This is a genomic window from Mycobacterium sp. IDUB_9, assembly GCF_055419505.1.
On the sequence record NZ_JBVAXU010000009.1, the window covers coordinates 139,413 to 156,340 of the forward strand.

Here is a 16,928-nt window from a genome sequence, read left to right on the forward strand (position 1 = left end):
AACCAACCTTCGGGGCGGCCGGAACGGTAGCGTCGACTTTCCGTGACTTCCCACGCGCGCCCGGCAGATGTCCGGGTCACCTCGGCCCTGCTCACCGCCGGCGTGGCGGCCGGCCTGTTGCTCACCGTGGTGTCGTACACCCTGGCGTTCACCCGTCCCGGCTTCGACCTGACCCGGCACGCCAATTCGATGCTGGTCCTTGGGGATTGGGGCTGGATTCAGTCGGTCGACTTCGTCGTCTGCGGCTTGCTGCTGATCGCGTTCGGTGCCGGGGTCTGGCGAGTGGCCGCCGGCGTCACGTCGGGCCGCGTCGCGGCGATGTGTGTGGCGCTCTACGGTCTGCTGGCCGGGGTCGTGGTGGGGCTGAACCCGACCGATCCGGGGTTCGGGTTTCCGCCCGGCGCATCCCAGGGCTATCCCGGCGTCGAGGAGGTGAGTACCTCGGCGAAGATCCACGGGGTGGCCGGCGGGCTGGGTTTCCTGGCCATGACGTGCGGATGCTTCGTGCTGGCAAGGTATTTTGCCCGCACTGGGGATCGGGCCTGGGCGGTCCTGTCTGCGGGGGTCGGCGTCGCGGTGCTGGCGGTGTGTGTCTACCTGGCCTCCCACGCCGGCGCGCAGACCGAGACCTTCAACTATGTGCCTACGTGGGTGGTCGGCACATTGCTGTGGCTGTATGTCGCGGGCCTGGCCGCGCGGCTGCGGCGCTCACATCGCGACGCACACGTCGGCGCCCAATAGCAGCACCGGCCACAGCAGCGTCACCTGGCCGAAGGCCACCAGATCGGCGCCGGCGGGAAACTTGGTGAGCAGGCTCGACTCGATCAGCTGCACCTGCTCGGGGTGGAAGAACGTCCAGACCAGGCCGATCACCAGGTAAGGCAGGGCCAGCCACATCAAGGTCTCGAGCATCTGCTCGACGCTGACCCGGTGGCCCAGGATCCGTTGGATCCGGTTCATCAGATCAGCGCCTTGTCGGCCGCCATCCGCCGGCGCACGTCGGCGAGCAGCAGGTAACTGCCGCCCTGGCGGATGAACACCGGCAGGAACCGGTTGCCCAATGCCACGGCCAGAAACAGCCATTCGAACAATCGCTGCCGGCCGCGGCCCCAACCGAAGCCGACGGCGTCGCGGAACACGGGCGCCAGAAATCCGGCGGTCAGGAATTTCAAGAGCGGCCGGAACGGTATTCGCAGCAGCGGGTTGATCATCCGCAGGTCCACCAGGTCGTGCAGATACCGCCTGACGACGTCGTCCATCTGTACCTGCCCGCACGCGGTGTCCCAGTACGTATCGAAATCGGACCGCGTCGGCGGCCACTGCTGCTCGGTGACCTGCAGGGTGGTGCCCAACGTGGCGGCAGATTGGTAGAACTGCTCGGCTTGTGCGTCGGTCATCTGGCCGCGGAGCAGTTGATAGACATCCTCGAGGCCGACGAACAGGCAGGCGGCCACCCACATCTGCAGGTCGCGGTCGAAGGCGTTGTACTGCACGGGACTTGCCGGCCCGGATCGGACCTGCCGATGAGCCACGTCGACCGCATCGCGGAACGCCGCCCGGTCCTCGGAGTTGCCGAGGATCGCCACCGCCAGATAGCTCAAGGTGGTGCGGGCGCGTTTCCACGGGTGCTTGAGCAGATTGCCGGAATCCACCGTGCTCTCCACGACGCCGTAGCCGACGCCGGGCGCGGACAGCTGCATGATCACGTTGGCCGCGCCCGCGGCGAAACCCCAGAGGTCCATCGCATCGGCGATGGTGACGTCGTCGTCGGACCAGCGCGAGGTGCGCCGGGTGATCGAGATCCGGTTGGCGGGGGCGGAATTCATGCGGAGTCTCCCCGTCAGCTCATGCACACGTTGGTGAACAGCAGGACCGGCCAGGACACGATGGAGCCCAGGAAGGACACCGCGGCATCGGCACCGTGCATCCCGGCCAGATGGCCGGTGTGGGTGAGCGACCAGATCAGGCCGATGAGCAGGTAGGGGACCGCGAGGATGATGGCGGTCCCGATCCACTCGGCGATGGTCATCTGGAAGCCGAGAATCTTGCGTACTGCGGTCAACATCTGAGTGCGCCCCCGTCGTTGTCAGGCGGGTTCTATGTTAATGGTGATTCTGACCGGCGTCCCGGAAACTACTTGGGCGGCAGGCTCTTGGCGTAGTCGATGCCGCGGGCAACCCACGATCGGAGCTGGCGCTTGGTCTTGATGCCGGGGCCTGCGATCCGCAACCATCCCCGCATCTCCCGGCCACCCATCACCATCGGCTCGACATGGTCACGCAGCAGCAGTCTGTCGCTGTCGGCCCGCGCGACCCGCACCATCAGGCCGCCCTCGCGGCTGGCCGCGACGGCCATGTTCCCGTTGATCAGAAACGCCAACCCGCCGAACATGCGCTTCTCGTCGAGACCGCTCTCGGTTGCGGTCAATTCGCGGATGCGGCCGGCCAGGTCGGCGTCGAAGGCCATGTCGGTTGAGACTCCTCAGTCGGAATTCTTCGACTCGAGCTCGGCGCGGAAGGCGGCTTCCCGGGCCAGATGCCCGGGGCGGCGCCGCAGCACCAGCCAGGCGATACCGAGCACCAGGAACCACACCGGGGTCACGAGTTCCGCCTGCAGGGTGTCCTCCTTCTGGGTGAACGCCCACAGCAGGAAGGCGAAGAAGGCCAGGACGACGTAGCACATCACCACGCCGCCGGGCATCTTGAACTTCGACGCCTCGTGCAGTTCCGGCCGGCGCCTGCGGTACACGAGGTAGCTGACCAGGATGATCGTCCAGACGAAGATGAAGCACAGCGACGAGATCGTGGTGACCAACGTGAAGGCCGCGACGATCGAGTCGCCGGCCGCCACCATCACCACCCCCGACAGCAGGAACACCCCGGACAGGAACAACGCGTTGGCCGGCACGCGCCGCGAGGTGAGCCGGCCGAACAGGCTCGGTGCATCGCCTTCGGAGGCGAGGCCGTAGACCATCCGGGAGGTCGAATAGATGCCCGAGTTGGCTGACGACGTCGCCGAGGTCAGGACCACGAAATTGACCACCGATGCGGCGATTCCCAGGCCCGCGAGGCTGAACATGGCCACGAACGGGCTCAGTTTGGGATCGATCTCGCGCCACGGTGTGACCGCGATGATGATGGTCAGGGCGGCGACGTAGAAGAGCATGACGCGCACCGGGATCGAGTTGATGGCCCTGGGCAGGTTCCGCTCGGGGTCCTTGGCCTCGGCCGCAGTGGTGCCCACCAGTTCGATGCCGACGAATGCGAAGGTCGCGATCTGGAATCCGGCGACGAATCCCATTGGGCCGGTGGGGAAGAACCCGCCGTCGTTCCACAGATTGGCGAAGGACGCCTGGGCGCCACCGGGTGCTTGGAAACTGGTGAAAACCATCACGAGGCCGATGACGATCAACGTCACGATCGCGATGATCTTGATCAGGGCGAACCAGAACTCGGTCTCGCCGAAGGCCCGCACGGTGGGCAGGTTCAATCCGATGAGCACGACGACCGTGGCCAGTGCCGGTATCCAGAGCGGCAGGTCCGGCCACCAGAAGGCCACGTACCCGGCGATCACCACGACGTCGGCGACGCCGGTGACGATCCAGCAGAACCAGTACGTCCAGCCGGTGAAGAATCCCGCCCACGGGCCCAGCAGGTCCGCGGAAAAATCGGCGAAGGATTTGTAGTGCAGGTTGGACAGCAGCAGCTCGCCCATGGCCCGCATGACGAAGAAGAGCATGAAGCCGATGATCATGTAGACGAAGAGCACCGACGGGCCAGCCAGGGAGATGGTCTTGCCGGAGCCCATGAACAGGCCGGTTCCGATTGCTCCGCCGATCGCGATCAGCTGGATGTGCCGGTTCGACAGCTGGCGGGAGAGATGGCGTTCGTCTGTGGATGTATCTGACGTCACACCGTGAAGGATTGCAGGCGGGGAGATGAGGGCTGCAGCCAGCCCGGCATTCTCCCCGGCTGCTAACCCAATATCGGGAACCGGCGCTGTGAGGCGAGCCGGTCCAGCGCCGTCTGCATGACTTCTCGGATATGCGAGTCGACGGCGTCGATGTCAGGATCGGCGCCGAACCGTGCGTTGATGTCGATCGGAGGCAGGACCTCGGTGACGATCTTGGTCGGCAGGGGCAGGTTGGGCGGCACGATGACGCTGAGGCCGAACGGAATCCCGATGCTCACCGGCAAGATATCCAGGCGGAAGCGTGGCAGCCCGAGCCGCTTGGCCAGCCAATTGCCCCGCGTGAGGAACAGCTGGGTTTCCTGGGCGCCGATCCCGACGGTCGGCACGATCGGGACCCCGGCGGCGAGCGCGGTGCGGACATACCCGGTTCGCCCGTTGAAGTCGATGGTGTTCGCCTCGGCGGTGGGGCGGTAGGCGTCGTAATCCCCGCCGGGAAACACCAGCACGACCGCACCGGCACGAAGGGCAGCCGCGGCGTTCTCACGGCTGGCGTGGACCACCCCGAGTCGCCGGAACAGATCCCCGGTCGGACCGAGCAGGACTCCGTAATGGGCCAGGGTGTACAGCGGTCGGTCGTATCCGAAGTGGCGGTAGAACTCCGGTGCGAAGACGAGGACGTCGGGTGTCAGCATGCCGCCGGAGTGGTTCGCGACCACGAGAGCACCGCCGTGGCCCGGAATGTTCTCCAGGCCGCGGACCTCGGAGCGGAACCACCACTTCGCGATCGGGCCCGCCAACGACTTCGCCCGCTGGGTGACGGCGGGATCCCACTGGTCGAGCTCGCTTTCGTCCATCGCCGCCAGATTGACCCGAATGCCGAACAAATAAACCGCCCGCCGTTGTGACCTCGGGTGTCACAACGGCGGACGGCAGTTTGGCGGCGAGCCCGTCGGCTCCTTATGCGGCGACCGACGCGCCCTCGCGGACCGGTTCCAGCGCCTCGGCGATGATGTCGGCCACATCGGTCATCGGCTTGACCTCCAAGGCCTCCAGCACCTCGGCCGGGACCTCATCCAGGTCGGGCTCGTTGCGCGCCGGGATGAAGACCGTCTTCAGTCCGGCCCGTTGCGCGGCCAGCAGCTTCTGCTTGACGCCGCCGATCGGCAGCACCCGGCCGTTCAGCGTGACCTCACCGGTCATGCCGACATCGCCGCGCACCTGCCGCCCGGTGGCCATGGACACCAGTGCGGTGACCATTGTGACGCCGGCCGAAGGACCGTCCTTGGGCACTGCGCCCGCGGGGACGTGCACGTGGATCTGGCGGTCCAAGGCCTTGGGGTCGACGCCCAACTGCTCGGCGTGGGCCCGCACGTAAGACAGCGCGATCTGTGCCGACTCCTTCATCACGTCGCCCAGCTGACCGGTCAGCTTCAGGCCCGGCTCGCCCTCGTTCGAGTTCGCCTCGATGTAGAGGACATCGCCGCCCAACCCGGTGACGGCCAGACCGGTCGCCACCCCCGGCACCGCGGTGCGCTCGGTGGATTCCGGGGTGAACCGCGGACGGCCCAGATAGTCAACCAGATTCGGCTCATCAACGATGATGTTCGTGGTTCCGCCGTCTTCCAACTTCGTCGTCACCTTGCGCAGCGCCTTGGCCAGCAACCGCTCGAACTGCCGGACGCCCGGCTCGCGGGTGTAGTCCGCGGCGATCTTGCGTAATGCCGCATCCGTCACCGTCACCTCGGCATCGGTCAGCGCCGCACGCTCGGCCTGCCGGGGCAGCAGGTAGTCACGGGCGATGGCCACCTTGTCGTCCTCGGTGTAGCCGTCGAGCTGGATCAGCTCCATCCGGTCCAGCAGCGCCGACGGGATGTTCTCGATGACGTTGGCCGTCGCCAGGAACACCACATCGGACAGGTCCAGATCCAGCTCCAGGTAATGGTCGCGGAACGTGTGGTTCTGCGCCGGGTCCAGCACCTCCAGCAGTGCGGCCGACGGGTCGCCCCGGTAGTCCGAGCCGACCTTGTCGATCTCGTCCAGCAGCACAACGGGATTCATCGAACCCGCCTCGCCGATGGCCCGCACCACGCGACCCGGCAGCGCCCCGACGTAGGTACGCCGGTGGCCACGGATCTCGGCCTCGTCACGCACGCCGCCCAGGGCGACACGCACGAACTTCCGGCCCAATGCGCGGGCCACGGACTCACCCAGCGAGGTCTTGCCGACCCCGGGCGGACCGGCCAACACCATCACGGCACCGGATCCGCGACCACCGACGACGGCCATGCCGCGCTGGGCGCGACGGGCTCGGACGGCCAGGTATTCGACGATGCGGTCCTTGACGTCGTCCAGTCCGTGGTGGTCGGCGTCCAGAATCTCGCGAGCACCCTTGAGGTCGGTCGAATCCTCGGTGCGCTCGTTCCACGGCAGCTCCAGCACGGTGTCCAGCCAGGTGCGGATCCAGCCGCCCTCGGGGCTCTGGTCACTTGAGCGTTCCAGCTTGCCGACCTCGCGCAGCGCGGCCTCCCGGACCTTCTCCGGCAGGTCGGCCGCCTCGACGCGGGCCCGGTAATCCTCAGACCCCTCGGGCTCACCCTCGCCCAGTTCCTTGCGGATGGCCGCCAACTGCTGGCGAAGCAGGAATTCCTTCTGCTGCTTGTCCATGCCCGAGCGCACATCCTCGGCGATCTTGTCGTTGACCTCGACCTCGGCCAGGTGCTCGCCGGTCCATTGGATCAGGTTGCTCAGGCGGGCGGTTGTGTCCTCGGTCTCCAGGAGTTCGCGCTTCTGGACGTCGGTCAGGTACGAGGCGTAGCCGGCAGTGTCGGCCAGAGCGGACGGGTCGGTGATCTTGTTGACCACGTCGACGATCTGCCAGGCCTCGCGCCGCTGGAGCATGGCCAGCAGCAGCTTCTTGTACTCGGCGGCCAGCGCCTTGGTTTCGTCGGTCGTGGAATCTGTGGTCTCGGCTGCTTCCTCCACCTCGACCCACAGGGCCGCACCCGGTCCCGTGGTTCCGGAGCCGATGTGAGCGCGGCGTTCACCGCGGACGACGGCAGCTTCCGCGCCGCCGGGCATCCGGCCGACCTGCACGATCGATGCGATCACACCGTGGGTCGGGTAGCGATCGTCCAGGCGTGGAGCGATGAGTAGCTTGCCCGATTCGCTGGCCTGGGCGGCGTCGACCGCCGCGCGGGCAGCGTCGTCGAGTTCGACGGGCACCACCATTCCGGGCAGCACGATTGGTTCGCTCAAGAACAGGACCGGCACCGCGTTTGCTTGAGACATCAAACCTCCAAAGTTCAGTCTGATGCGCTCAACCTTGCCGGGGTCGTGTTTGTTCCCGGCGCGTCCGGTGTCCGAGTTCGCCGTGAGTGAACGGAAGCTAAGCGGCGCGCTTGTTGATCACGACATGGACTTCGCGGGTGAGTATCCGGAGGCCTCCGGATAGCGGCGGCGCGGTGGATCGATAGGTCGCGCCGGTCGGGGTGATGTGCTCGGTGGTGTGGCGGCCCGATCTGTCGGTACGGGTGCGGACTTTCCAGCCAGGTGTTTCTTTGACGTAGTTGCAGTGCTCGCATAGTCCCTGACCGTTGGCGGCGGTGGTCGGTCCGTTGCGGTGGTGCGGTGTGATGTGGTCGATGTGGCGGATCGGGGCGTTGCAGTAGGGGCCGCGGCAGGTTTGGTCGCGGGTGGCGATGAACCGGGCCAGGCCTTTGGGGAAGCGTCGTGAGCGGGATTCCATGGCGACCAGTGCGCCGGTGTCGGGGGTGGCGTAGAGCCGTCGCAGGGTGGCCCAGGAGTTGTCGTGGGCGAGCGCGTCGCCGATCATGCGCCTGGCTGCCGCTGCGGGAATGGGTCCGTGGCCTTGCAGGTGGGCGGGTTGGATGCCGCCGGCGAACAGGGTGTCGTCGGAGAGTACGAGGTTGACCGCGACGGGCGCCGGTGTGGTGATATCGCGACCGGTGACGCGGGCGACGAGTGTGTCGGCCATGGTTTGGCCACGGTTGCGGCCGTCGGCGCAGCGGTCGGCCGCTTGGGTGAGGGTGTAGCGCACGGACGCCGCGTCGGTCGCAGGTAGCAAGGCGGTGAGGATGGCCATGTTGTCGGTGGCGGGCCGGAAGGTGACGCGGCGATCCTCGGGCGCTCTGGTGGCTCGATCGATGACTGCTGTCGGGTCGAGTTGGTAGGCAATGGTTTTGGCATCACCGCGGATGCGCGTGTCGCCGACGCCGATCAGGTTGGTGTGGTCGGCGCAGAGTTGGTGGTCGAGGCGGTGCCGGTCGGCGGGGGACAGGCAGGCGGCTTCGCGGATGATCAGCCGGGCGCGGGTTTCGGTGAGGACGCCGGTTTCGAGGGCGGCCAAGGTGTGGGGCAGATCGTGGACGAGAATGCGGGCGTCGGAGAGATGTTGGCGGCCGTTGGTGGGAGAGTCCATGCGGGCCAGTCCGATTTCGGTGCCGAGTCCGCGGCCGCGCCGTGCGACGGGGACTTTGGTGGCAGCTTCGGCGGCGTGGCGGGCGGACTCCAAGGCGACGGTGGCGCGAGCTTGTGCGGCTGCGGCGGCGGATTTGAGGCGTTCGAGTTCGGCGATGCGGTCCCGCAGTGCCGCCTCGCCGGCAGCGGCATCAACCTTCGCGATCAATTCGAACACATATTCGATAGTACGGCGCTGCGGTGACACTGCATCCCGAACCCCGCTACCGGAATGTTTTCGGGGCCGGCGCGGTCATACGAAGGACGGATGAAGGGGAAGCGATCATGAGCAGAGCAGTGCAGTTCGACCAGTACGGAGAAATCGACGTCCTGCAGGTCCGTGATGTGCCACGGCCCGTCCCTGCCGCCGGCGAGGTATTGGTGCAGGTCCGTGCCGCCGGTATCAACCCGGGCGAGGCCATGATTCGTCGTGGCGCGCTGCGCGACCGGTTCCCGGCCACCTTTCCCTCCGGGCAGGGCAGCGACCTCGCCGGCGTGGTGGCCGAGCGCGGACCGGGAGTGACCGGGTTCGAGGTCGGTGACGAGGTGCTCGGATTCACCGACGAGCGCGCCAGTCACGCTGAATATGTCACGGTGCCTGCCACCCAGTTGACTTCCAAACCCTCGGGCCTGCCGTGGGAGGTCGCCGGGTCGCTGTATGTCGCGGGCGCCACTGCCTATGCGGCGGCGCGCGCCGTGCGGCTTCGCCCCGGCGACACCGTTGCGATCGCGGGTGCCGCCGGCGGTGTCGGCACCATCGCGGTGCAGCTCGCGAAGCGCGCCGGCGCCACCGTGCTCGGCATCGCCGGGTCCGCGAACGATGAGTGGCTGACGACGCACGGCGCTGTCCCGGTCAACTACGGCGACGATCTGGCTGCCCGGCTCCGTGCCGCGTCCCCGTCAGGTCACGTCGATGCTTTCCTCGATTTCTTCGGCGGTGGATACGTGAAGCTGGCCGTCGAGGAGTTGGGTGTCCCGCCGGAACGCGTCGACACTGTCATCGACTTCCCGGCCATCGAGCAGTTCGGCGTCCAGGCTGCCGGCAATGCCGAGGGGGCCGACATCGCGATCATCGCCGAGTTGGCGGATCTCGCCGCCAACGGGAACCTCGACGTGCCCATCGCCGGCGTGTTCGCCCTCGACGATGTCAGGGCTGCGTACACCGAGCTCGAAAAGCGGCATACCCGAGGGAAATTGGTGCTGCGACCGTGACCGGTGACCCGATCGCCGGAATGGTGGTGGCGGTCACCGGAGCCAGTAGCGGCATCGGTGAGGCGACGGCACGCCTGCTGGCGGCGCGGGGCGCGAGGTTGGTGCTGGGCGCCAGGCGAGAAGACCGTCTCGAGCGGATCGCCGCCGAACTCGTGGCGGCGGGATCGCGCGTGGTCGCGCTGGCAGTCGATGTCACCCGCCGGGCCGATGTCGAAGTGTTCGTCGAAACGGCGGCAAACGAGTTCGGCAGGCTGGATGTGTTGGTGAACAATGCGGGCATCAGCAAGATCGGGCCGCTGTCCGACGGTGACGTCGACGGGTGGTCGGCGATGATCGATGTCAACGTGCGTGGCGTGCTGCACGGAATCGCGGCGGCCGCGCCGGTGTTCCGGCGCCAGGGTCACGGGCATTTCGTCACCACGGTATCGACCGCCGGGTTGAAGATCGTGCCGGACATGGGCGTGTACGCGGCGACCAAGAATGCGGTGCGGACCGTGATGGAGGCACTGCGCCAGGAATCCACCGACGGTGTCATCCGGACCACCTCCATCTCACCGGGATTTGTCCGCACAGAGCTTGACGGTTCGATAGATGATCCGGTGCTGCGCGCCCAGATCCGGGCCAATATGGACGAATTCGGCCTACCGCCGGAAGCGGTGGCGCGCGCCGTGGCATTCGCGATCGAGCAGCCACGCGGCGTCGAGATCGGCGAGATCGTCATCCGGCCCACCGTGCAGGGTTGACGCGTAACATCCAACTATGAACAGGGGATACGTTGTGACGTTCGCGGTCGGTGTGATCGTGGCGCTGTTCGGCCTCATCTGGGCGCTGCAGGGTTTCGGTGTGTTGCAGGGCAGTCCGATGAGCAACACCGTCACCTGGTCGGTGATCGGCCCGATCACCGCGGTGGTGGGCGCCGTGATCGCGGCATTCAGCTGGCGAAGGCTCTCGTCGAAGTGACGGCCGGTATCAGGCCACGGTGAAGTGCACCGAATGCCAGCCGGTGGCACCGTCGGGCACGGTAGGCGCATCGTCTGAAGTCTGCACCGCTCCGGTGTTGTCGGTGGCCCGCACCGTGATGGTGTGGCTGCCCGGGCCGTTCGCCTGCCAGGGCAAGCTCCACAGCCGCCACGTCTGGTCGGAATAGGCGGCGCCCAGCTGCGCGGGTTGCCATGGGCCGTCGTCGATTTGGACCTCGACACCTCTCACTCCACGGTTCTGCGCCCACGCCACGCCGCCGAAGGTCGTCGGCCCGGCCGTCACCTGTTGTCCTCGCTTCGGGACGTCGATGCGCGATTCGGTCTTGATCGGGCCGCGCGGTGCCCAGCCCTGTCGGGTCCAGTAGGCCTCCGCGCGGTCGAAGCGTGTCAGCTCGAGGTCGGTGACCCATTTGGTGGCCGATACGTAGCCGTAGAGTCCGGCCACCACCAACCTGGCCGGGTAGCCGTGCTCGACGGGAAGCGGCTGCCCGTTGAGGCCGATGGCCAGTATCGCGTCCCGGCCGTCGTTGAGGGCGTCGACGGGGGTGCCCACGGTGAATCCGTCCACCGAGGTCGACAGCAACATGTCCGCGCCGGGGTCCACCGCCGCCGCCCGCAGCAGGTCGGTCAGCCGATACCCGGTCCACATCCCATTCGAGATCAAGTCGCCGCCAACCGGATTCGATACACAGGTCAGCGTCACGGCCTTCTCGACGGCTTCGAACCGGGCCAGATCGTCGAAACTGTAAGTGATCTCGCGGCCGACCATGCCGTGAATGCGAAGCCGCCAGGCATCGCGGCTGAGCTGCGGAACGCTGAGTGCGGTGTCCACCCGGTAGAAGTCGGCGGCATCGGTGATGAAACTCGGCAGCGCAATGTTTTTCGGCTGGACATCGGGCGGGATCGACAGGGCCGGTACGCGCGGTCGGGGCAGGACCGAGGTGTCACGTTCTGCCGCGACCGAACTCGTCACCCGGCCGACGACGACACCGAGAAGCCCGGTTGCCGCCCCGAAACCGAGCAGGCCGGCGGTGGTCAACCACATCCGCCTGCTGGTGTCGAACTGCTCGGTGCCGTCGTCCGGGGCGGTCCAGAGACGCTGCACGAGCAGGCGCAGCACTGCCACACCACATGCGGTGCCCACCACTGTGGGCACGATGTCGAGCAGTGTCGCGCCGGGCCGAGAGAGCACGGCCGCGCAGGCGATCAATCCGGCCGCGATGAATATTGCGGTGCCGATCGGGCGCTGCCGGGTCTCGTACGTCGCGGCCAGTGCGGCGACGGCGGCGATCACCACCAGGACGACGACCGCCAGGAACAGTTTGTCCAGGCTGCCGAGGGCTTGGATCACCCATTCCTTGACCGGGCCTGGTGTCAGGTCCACGACCGCCGATCCGACGGCGTTGCGTGGATCGGCGGGTGGCCCGAACGGAATGCTGACGAGCTCGGCGATGCCGAGCGAGACCGCGGCGGCAGCAATCCCGCCGAGCATCCGTGCGTTCGGCGAGGAACTCGACGTGGACCCCGACGTGGACCCCGACGTGGACTGAGCCATCGTCACCAACCTACTACCGCGGACAAAGGCAGGGAGCCTGCCGTTGGGGTGACGACAGGCTCCCCGGGTGGGTGGATTTCTAGGTGGCCGACTGAGCGCCGAGCACCCGCTGGATGTCGGGCAGCATCTGCTGCAGCTGCTGTCCCCAGTAGCCCCAGGCGTGCGTGCCGTTGGCCGGGAAGTTGAACACCCCGTTCGTGCCGCCGGCCGCGATGTAGTTGTCCCGGAAGGTGACATTGGTGCGCAGCGTCAACCCTTCGAGGAACTGGGCTGCCATCAGGTTGCCGCCGTTGGTCCCCGAATCGAGATCCGACGGGGTTCCGGTGCCGCAGTAGATCCAGATGCGGGTGTTGTTGGCGACCAGCTGGTTGATGTTGACCATCGGGTCATTGCGCTTCCAGGCGGGGTCGGTCGACGGGCCCCACATGCTCTCGGCGTTGTATCCGCCGGCGTCGTTCATCGCCAGGCCGATCAGCATCGGCCACCAGCCCTCGGACGGGTTCAGGAAGCCCGAAAGCGTTCCGGCATAGATGAACTGCTGCGGGTGATGGATCGCGTAGGTCAGCGCCGCGCTGCCCGCCATCGAGATGCCGACGACGGCGTTGCCGGTCTGCGAGACGCCACGGTTGGCGGCGAGCCAGGTGGGAAGTTCCTGGGTCAGGAAGGTCTCCCACTTGTAGGTGTAGTCCTGACCGTTGCCCTTCGAGGGCTGGTACCAGTCGGTGTAGAAACTGGACTGCCCGCCGACCGGCATGATCACCGACAGACCGGACCCGTTGTACCACTCGAACGCCGGGGTGTTGATGTCCCAGCCGTTGAAGTCGTCCTGGGCGCGCAGTCCGTCGAGCAGGTAGACCGCGTGCGGTCCGCCGCCCTGGAACTGGACGCGGATGTCGCGGTTCATCGACGGCGAGAACACGTCGAGGTACTCGACCGGCAGACCCGGACGGGAGAATGCCCCAGCGGTCGCCGAACCTCCTGCGAAACCGATCAGCGCGGGCAAGGTAGCGGCTGCCATTGCTCCCGCCGCCAGTCGGCGCGTCCACGCTCCGCGAATCTTGTTGAGGAACTTCATAACGGCAACCAACCGTCCTTTCTGCACGTGTGCCAAGCAGTTTGCCGCTTGCTCCGGTAGTGAAACACGCGCCACATGAGTCACACGCGTAACAACACCGCTCGCGCAGATCGCGGTTTACTAACGGTTGGAACTCGGCACCGAGATCCTAGGGCTACGACCCTCAGCGTCCGGCCGCGGTCAGGGCCTGTTTGACGTTGGCCCGGCGCTCCTCGATCGCCCGGCCGATGTCCTGCAGCAGCACTGGCTTTCGCGATACGAGGTCCTCGATGCAAGCGCGGTCGAATTGCGCGACCGTGACCTCGGTCAGCGCGTATGCCGTGGTGGTGACGGGTTCCCGGGTCAGAGCGGTTTGACCGAGAAAGTCGCCCTGCTCCAAGGCGAGCACGGGGACGAACAGATCGTCCGCGTCGGCGACGGCCAGTTGCACCGTGCCGGCGACGATGAAGGTCATCTTCTTCGGAACTTGACCGACGACCTGGATGACCTCGTCCGTGCCGTAACGGGTGAGACGGGCGTGCGGCAGCAGATCGAGCTGATCCTCCGGGCTCAGACGCAGGGTCGGTGCGATGAGACGAAGCGTCTGCTCGACGCGTTCGGTGGTGGCGAACTCGTCCTCGGCCTCATCCAGATGCAGACCTGCGCGTCGCGAGGCGTACCACGTCCAACGCAGAAACGTGGATCTGGCGGCGAAGTCGTCGGCCGGCGAATGCAGCGGGATCAGGGTCTTGTACTGCAACGAGCCGGCGGCCACCGTGGACACCACACCGTCGCGACGTAGCTGGGGCAGTCGGCGCGCGACCTCGTTGAGTACGCGGCAGACCTCGTCGGGCGCGTCGTCCACGGCGAACACGGTGATCACGGTGATGGTGTGTGCGCCGGGGGGACGGCTCAGGTTGGCGAACGATCCGCCGGCCAGCACGGAGTTCGGGATCACCTGCAGGCCGCTGCCGGTGTCGATGTGGGTCGCGCGCCAGTTCACCTCTACGACCCGCCCGCGCGCGGACGGGGCGTCGACCCAGTCGCCGAGCCGGAACGGCTGCTCGAAAAGCACCAGAAGTCCGGAGATGATCTGGCCGACCGAGTTCTGCAGGGCAAGCCCAAGCACGATCGAGGACACACCGAGGGCCGTGAAAAGGCCACCGACGTTGGCGCCCCAGATGTAGGCGAAGATCAAACCGATGCCGACGGCGATCAGTGCGAACCGGGCGACGTCCAGGAAGATCGACGGAATGCGTTTGCGCCAGCTGCCTTCCGGGGCGCTCTGGAACAGCGTCGCGTTGAGCCCGGAAAGCAACAGGACCAGGACGACAAAGCCGAACACCGTCGCCACGATCCGCACCGGTGTGGTTTCACCGGAGATCTGCATCGCCTGGATCAGCAGGATCAGCAGCGCACCCAGCGGCAGGATGTAGGTGCGGACCAGGTGCACCGGTCCGGCCAGGAAGCTGCCGCGCCGGCGCAGCGCGCTGTGCAGTTCGGTGAGCAGAACCAGGCAGACCGGAAAACCGACTGCGACACCGACGGCCCAGTAGAACCACGGGGCGTCGAGCACGCTGTTCACCGTCGGTCCTGTAGTTGCCAGATCAGTTCGTCGGACCCGTCGACCTGCACCGTGCCGGCCGGCTGGAGGTCGCGGGTGTCGCCCATGGCTTCGAACACCCGCTCGGTGACGTACACGCCCGGCTGCGGTGAGCCACGTTGCACCCGGTAGGCGAGGTTGACCGCCGAACCCCACATGTCGTAGGCAAGGTTCGAGCGTCCGACCAGACCGCTGCTCACCGCGCCGGTGTCGATACCGGCGCGCAGGTCCAGTGCCGTCCCGGCCTCGGTGTTGAACCGTTCGATGATGCGCTGCATTTCGAGTGCGAAGTCGACGGTGCGTCGCACGTTGTCGAGCCTCGGCACGCTCAAACCGGAGCTGGCCCAGTAGCCGTTGCGCAGGGTGCGAACCCGTTCGACGCCCAGATCGTCTGCGGCGGCATCGAATTGGTGCACCAGACGGTTGACGATGGCCAGGGCCTCCTCCGATGGCATTCCGGACGTCAGTTCGTCCAACCCGACCGTGTCGGCGAACAGGACCGTCACGTTGTGGTGGTCCTGCGCGATCGTCTCTTCGCCGTCCCGGTAGCGCTGCACCACCGACTCCGGCATGAGGGTGCGCAGCAAGCGGTCGTTCTCCCGGCGCTGCTCGGCGAGCAGATCCTCCTTGATCGCCAGGTTGCGGCTCATGTCATTGAATGCTGTTGTCAGATCACCGAATTCGTCCCTCGATTGCACAGGCAGCGAGATGTCGTAATCGCCGGCGCCGATCTGCCGGGCACCGGCTTCCAGCCGGCGCAGTGGGCGGACGAACAACCGCGCCAACAGCATTGCCGCCAGACACACCAGGAAGGTGATGACGACGGTCGACAACACCAGCGTGCGGGTGAATGTCGCGACCGGAGCGAACGCCTCGGCCGTGTCGATCTTCGCGATCACCGTCCAGTTCAGCCCATGCAGATTGACCGGTGCGTAGGCCTGCAGAGTTTCATTGCCCAGATAGTCGTCCTCGATCACGGTGCCACTCTGGCCGCGTAGGGCCAGCCGGGTGGCCTCTGTCTCCACCGGTTGCACCAGTGTGGTTCCGTGCTGGCTGAGTGATTTCGCCGCAACAGCCGGGGGCGTTCCAGCGTCGATCACGTCATGTTCGAACTTCTCGGGATTCTCGATAAACAAGCGTGAGTCCGACCGCATCAAACCGTCGGGACCGACCAGGAATGTCTCGCCCGTCGCACCCATCCCGGCGGATTCCCACTGCTTGTCCGCTGTCATCATCCGGTTGATCTTGGAGATCGGGAACTGGAGTGCGAGGACCCCCTCGACCCGGCCCGGAGGGCCGACCGGGGCCATCATCCAGGCCGTGGGCTCGTCGGCAGGTTGGTAGTCGCCGAAGTCGGTGACCCCGACGTAGTCGACGGCGTTCGACGCCAGGGTCTTTTCGTATGCATCCCGCAGCAGGCTCTGCCGGTATGGGCCGGTGACGACGTTGGTGCCGAGGTCCACACCCTTGTAGGCGCTGTAGACGACATTGCCCGCGGTGTCGAGCAGGAGGGCATCCTCGAACTGGAAGCGTTCGACGATCTCTCGGAAGTAGTCGTTGAACCTCGCGTTCGCGGCCGACCAGGCGCTGCCGTCACGGGCATCGTCAACCCTGATCGCCTTTTCCGGGTCGGCAAACGGTGCCGTGTAGTAAGCCTGCAGATATTTCTGCGCGTTGGAGGTGGGCAGCAGTCGGGAGACGTCCACCGTGTCGCCGGTCTGCTGCTGTTCGTCCGGCTTGAACTGGGTGTTGTAGTAGTCGACGACCGATTGCCACTGTTGGGGGTTGGTCGTCGAGGTGTTGAGCTGACCGAAGCCACCGGAGAACGCCTCGACCGCTTCGATGGTGGTCGTCCCTCGGGTGTACACGATCAGTGAATCCTCGAGGTCGGCGAACTTCGATTCCAACTGCCGTGCCTGGGATTCCCGCAGCTCGGTCAGGCGGTCGAATACCGACTGCCGAAGCGATGACCTCCCGGACTGGTATCCGATCGCGCCGACGACGGCAGCCGACAGAATGCTGGTCACCAGCAGCATGACCAGCAACTTTGACTGGATGCTGATCCGGGACACCGCGCGCCGATGCGCACTTCCGGTGGGAGCGACGCGCTCGGCGTCGGCTGTTGTAGTCATTGAA

General features: G+C 66.5%; 16 protein-coding genes. 4 read left to right on the forward strand and 12 right to left on the reverse strand.

What is annotated here, in order from left to right; all coding sequences use genetic code 11:
• Positions 1-42 precede the first annotated feature (42 nt).
• On the forward strand, positions 43-741 hold the full coding sequence (locus ACZY08_RS27795) for a DUF998 domain-containing protein (protein WP_463747827.1): 699 nt from the start codon (positions 43-45) through the stop codon (positions 739-741).
• Here ACZY08_RS27795 and ACZY08_RS27800 read toward each other — a convergent pair.
• The 8 genes from ACZY08_RS27800 to ACZY08_RS27835 form a co-directional block, all read right to left on the reverse strand.
• The gene (locus ACZY08_RS27800; RefSeq protein ID WP_463747828.1) at positions 709-960 is read right to left on the reverse strand and encodes a hypothetical protein; all 252 of its coding nucleotides are present in this window, start codon (positions 958-960) and stop codon (positions 709-711) included. The genes ACZY08_RS27795 and ACZY08_RS27800 overlap by 33 nt on opposite strands.
• Positions 960-1,826 carry an oxygenase MpaB family protein gene (locus ACZY08_RS27805; protein ID WP_463747829.1) on the reverse strand — a complete coding sequence of 289 codons (867 nt, stop codon included), beginning with the start codon at positions 1,824-1,826 and terminating at the stop codon, positions 960-962. The genes ACZY08_RS27800 and ACZY08_RS27805 overlap by 1 nt, the downstream gene beginning before the upstream one ends.
• A 14-nt stretch (positions 1,827-1,840) precedes the next feature.
• Positions 1,841-2,065: a hypothetical protein gene (locus ACZY08_RS27810; RefSeq protein WP_463747830.1), complete on the reverse strand. Its 225-nt coding sequence runs from the start codon at positions 2,063-2,065 to the stop codon at positions 1,841-1,843.
• Positions 2,066-2,133: 68 nt separating this feature from the next.
• Positions 2,134-2,466, reverse strand: coding sequence for a TfoX/Sxy family protein (locus ACZY08_RS27815; RefSeq protein WP_463747831.1), 333 nt, complete (start codon positions 2,464-2,466; stop codon positions 2,134-2,136).
• Positions 2,467-2,481: 15 nt separating this feature from the next.
• The gene (gene cycA, locus ACZY08_RS27820; protein ID WP_463747832.1) at positions 2,482-3,912 is read right to left on the reverse strand and encodes a D-serine/D-alanine/glycine transporter; all 1,431 of its coding nucleotides are present in this window, start codon (positions 3,910-3,912) and stop codon (positions 2,482-2,484) included.
• A 62-nt stretch (positions 3,913-3,974) separates the two neighbouring features.
• The gene (locus ACZY08_RS27825) at positions 3,975-4,766 is read right to left on the reverse strand and encodes a lysophospholipid acyltransferase family protein (RefSeq protein WP_463747833.1); all 792 of its coding nucleotides are present in this window, start codon (positions 4,764-4,766) and stop codon (positions 3,975-3,977) included.
• Between the two features lie 103 nt (positions 4,767-4,869).
• Positions 4,870-7,200: an endopeptidase La gene (gene lon / locus ACZY08_RS27830; RefSeq protein ID WP_463747834.1), complete on the reverse strand. Its 2,331-nt coding sequence runs from the start codon at positions 7,198-7,200 to the stop codon at positions 4,870-4,872.
• A gap of 97 nt (positions 7,201-7,297) precedes the next feature.
• On the reverse strand, positions 7,298-8,566 hold the full coding sequence (locus ACZY08_RS27835; protein ID WP_463747835.1) for an HNH endonuclease: 1,269 nt from the start codon (positions 8,564-8,566) through the stop codon (positions 7,298-7,300).
• Between the two features lie 107 nt (positions 8,567-8,673).
• Between ACZY08_RS27835 and ACZY08_RS27840 the strand changes: the two genes are divergently transcribed.
• The 3 genes from ACZY08_RS27840 to ACZY08_RS27850 are packed head-to-tail and all read left to right on the forward strand — an operon-like array spanning position 8,674 to position 10,560.
• Positions 8,674-9,600 carry an NADP-dependent oxidoreductase gene (locus ACZY08_RS27840; protein WP_463747836.1) on the forward strand — a complete coding sequence of 309 codons (927 nt, stop codon included), beginning with the start codon at positions 8,674-8,676 and terminating at the stop codon, positions 9,598-9,600.
• A gap of 20 nt (positions 9,601-9,620) precedes the next feature.
• Entirely contained in the window at positions 9,621-10,343 is a 723-nt protein-coding gene (locus ACZY08_RS27845; protein WP_463747909.1) for an SDR family oxidoreductase, read from the forward strand.
• Positions 10,344-10,359: 16 nt separating this feature from the next.
• Positions 10,360-10,560: a hypothetical protein gene (locus tag ACZY08_RS27850; RefSeq protein ID WP_463747837.1), complete on the forward strand. Its 201-nt coding sequence runs from the start codon at positions 10,360-10,362 to the stop codon at positions 10,558-10,560.
• A gap of 9 nt (positions 10,561-10,569) precedes the next feature.
• Here ACZY08_RS27850 and ACZY08_RS27855 read toward each other — a convergent pair whose 3' ends face one another.
• The 4 genes from ACZY08_RS27855 to ACZY08_RS27870 all read right to left on the reverse strand — a co-directional run bounded on the left by ACZY08_RS27855 (position 10,570) and on the right by ACZY08_RS27870 (position 16,924).
• Entirely contained in the window at positions 10,570-12,072 is a 1,503-nt protein-coding gene (locus ACZY08_RS27855; protein ID WP_463747910.1) for a molybdopterin-dependent oxidoreductase, read from the reverse strand.
• Positions 12,073-12,214: 142 nt separating this feature from the next.
• Entirely contained in the window at positions 12,215-13,210 is a 996-nt protein-coding gene (locus ACZY08_RS27860) for an esterase family protein (RefSeq protein WP_463747838.1), read from the reverse strand.
• 163 nt (positions 13,211-13,373) lie between these two features.
• Positions 13,374-14,774: a mechanosensitive ion channel family protein gene (locus ACZY08_RS27865; protein ID WP_463747839.1), complete on the reverse strand. Its 1,401-nt coding sequence runs from the start codon at positions 14,772-14,774 to the stop codon at positions 13,374-13,376.
• Positions 14,771-16,924, reverse strand: coding sequence for an adenylate/guanylate cyclase domain-containing protein (locus ACZY08_RS27870; protein WP_463747840.1), 2,154 nt, complete (start codon positions 16,922-16,924; stop codon positions 14,771-14,773). Before ACZY08_RS27870 ends, ACZY08_RS27865 begins: the two co-directional genes overlap by 4 nt.
• Between the last annotated feature and the right edge of the window lie 4 nt (positions 16,925-16,928).

Excerpts from the sequence above, each read along its gene's own strand:
- ACZY08_RS27800 (WP_463747828.1), bottom strand. The coding sequence starts at position 960 with ATGAACCGGATCCAACGGATCCTGGGCCACCGGGTCAGCGTCGAGCAG.
- ACZY08_RS27845 (WP_463747909.1), top strand. The coding sequence starts at position 9,621 with ATGGTGGTGGCGGTCACCGGAGCCAGTAGCGGCATCGGTGAGGCGACG.
- ACZY08_RS27850 (WP_463747837.1), top strand. The coding sequence starts at position 10,360 with ATGAACAGGGGATACGTTGTGACGTTCGCGGTCGGTGTGATCGTGGCG.
- ACZY08_RS27870 (WP_463747840.1), bottom strand. The coding sequence starts at position 16,924 with ATGACTACAACAGCCGACGCCGAGCGCGTCGCTCCCACCGGAAGTGCG.
- ACZY08_RS27840 (WP_463747836.1), top strand. The coding sequence starts at position 8,674 with ATGAGCAGAGCAGTGCAGTTCGACCAGTACGGAGAAATCGACGTCCTG.
- ACZY08_RS27855 (WP_463747910.1), bottom strand. The coding sequence starts at position 12,072 with ATGCTCGGCGGGATTGCTGCCGCCGCGGTCTCGCTCGGCATCGCCGAG.
- ACZY08_RS27825 (WP_463747833.1), bottom strand. The coding sequence starts at position 4,766 with ATGGACGAAAGCGAGCTCGACCAGTGGGATCCCGCCGTCACCCAGCGG.
- ACZY08_RS27860 (WP_463747838.1), bottom strand. The coding sequence starts at position 13,210 with ATGAAGTTCCTCAACAAGATTCGCGGAGCGTGGACGCGCCGACTGGCG.
- lon (WP_463747834.1), bottom strand. The coding sequence starts at position 7,200 with ATGTCTCAAGCAAACGCGGTGCCGGTCCTGTTCTTGAGCGAACCAATC.
- ACZY08_RS27815 (WP_463747831.1), bottom strand. The coding sequence starts at position 2,466 with ATGGCCTTCGACGCCGACCTGGCCGGCCGCATCCGCGAATTGACCGCA.
- ACZY08_RS27810 (WP_463747830.1), bottom strand. The coding sequence starts at position 2,065 with ATGTTGACCGCAGTACGCAAGATTCTCGGCTTCCAGATGACCATCGCC.
- ACZY08_RS27805 (WP_463747829.1), bottom strand. The coding sequence starts at position 1,826 with ATGAATTCCGCCCCCGCCAACCGGATCTCGATCACCCGGCGCACCTCG.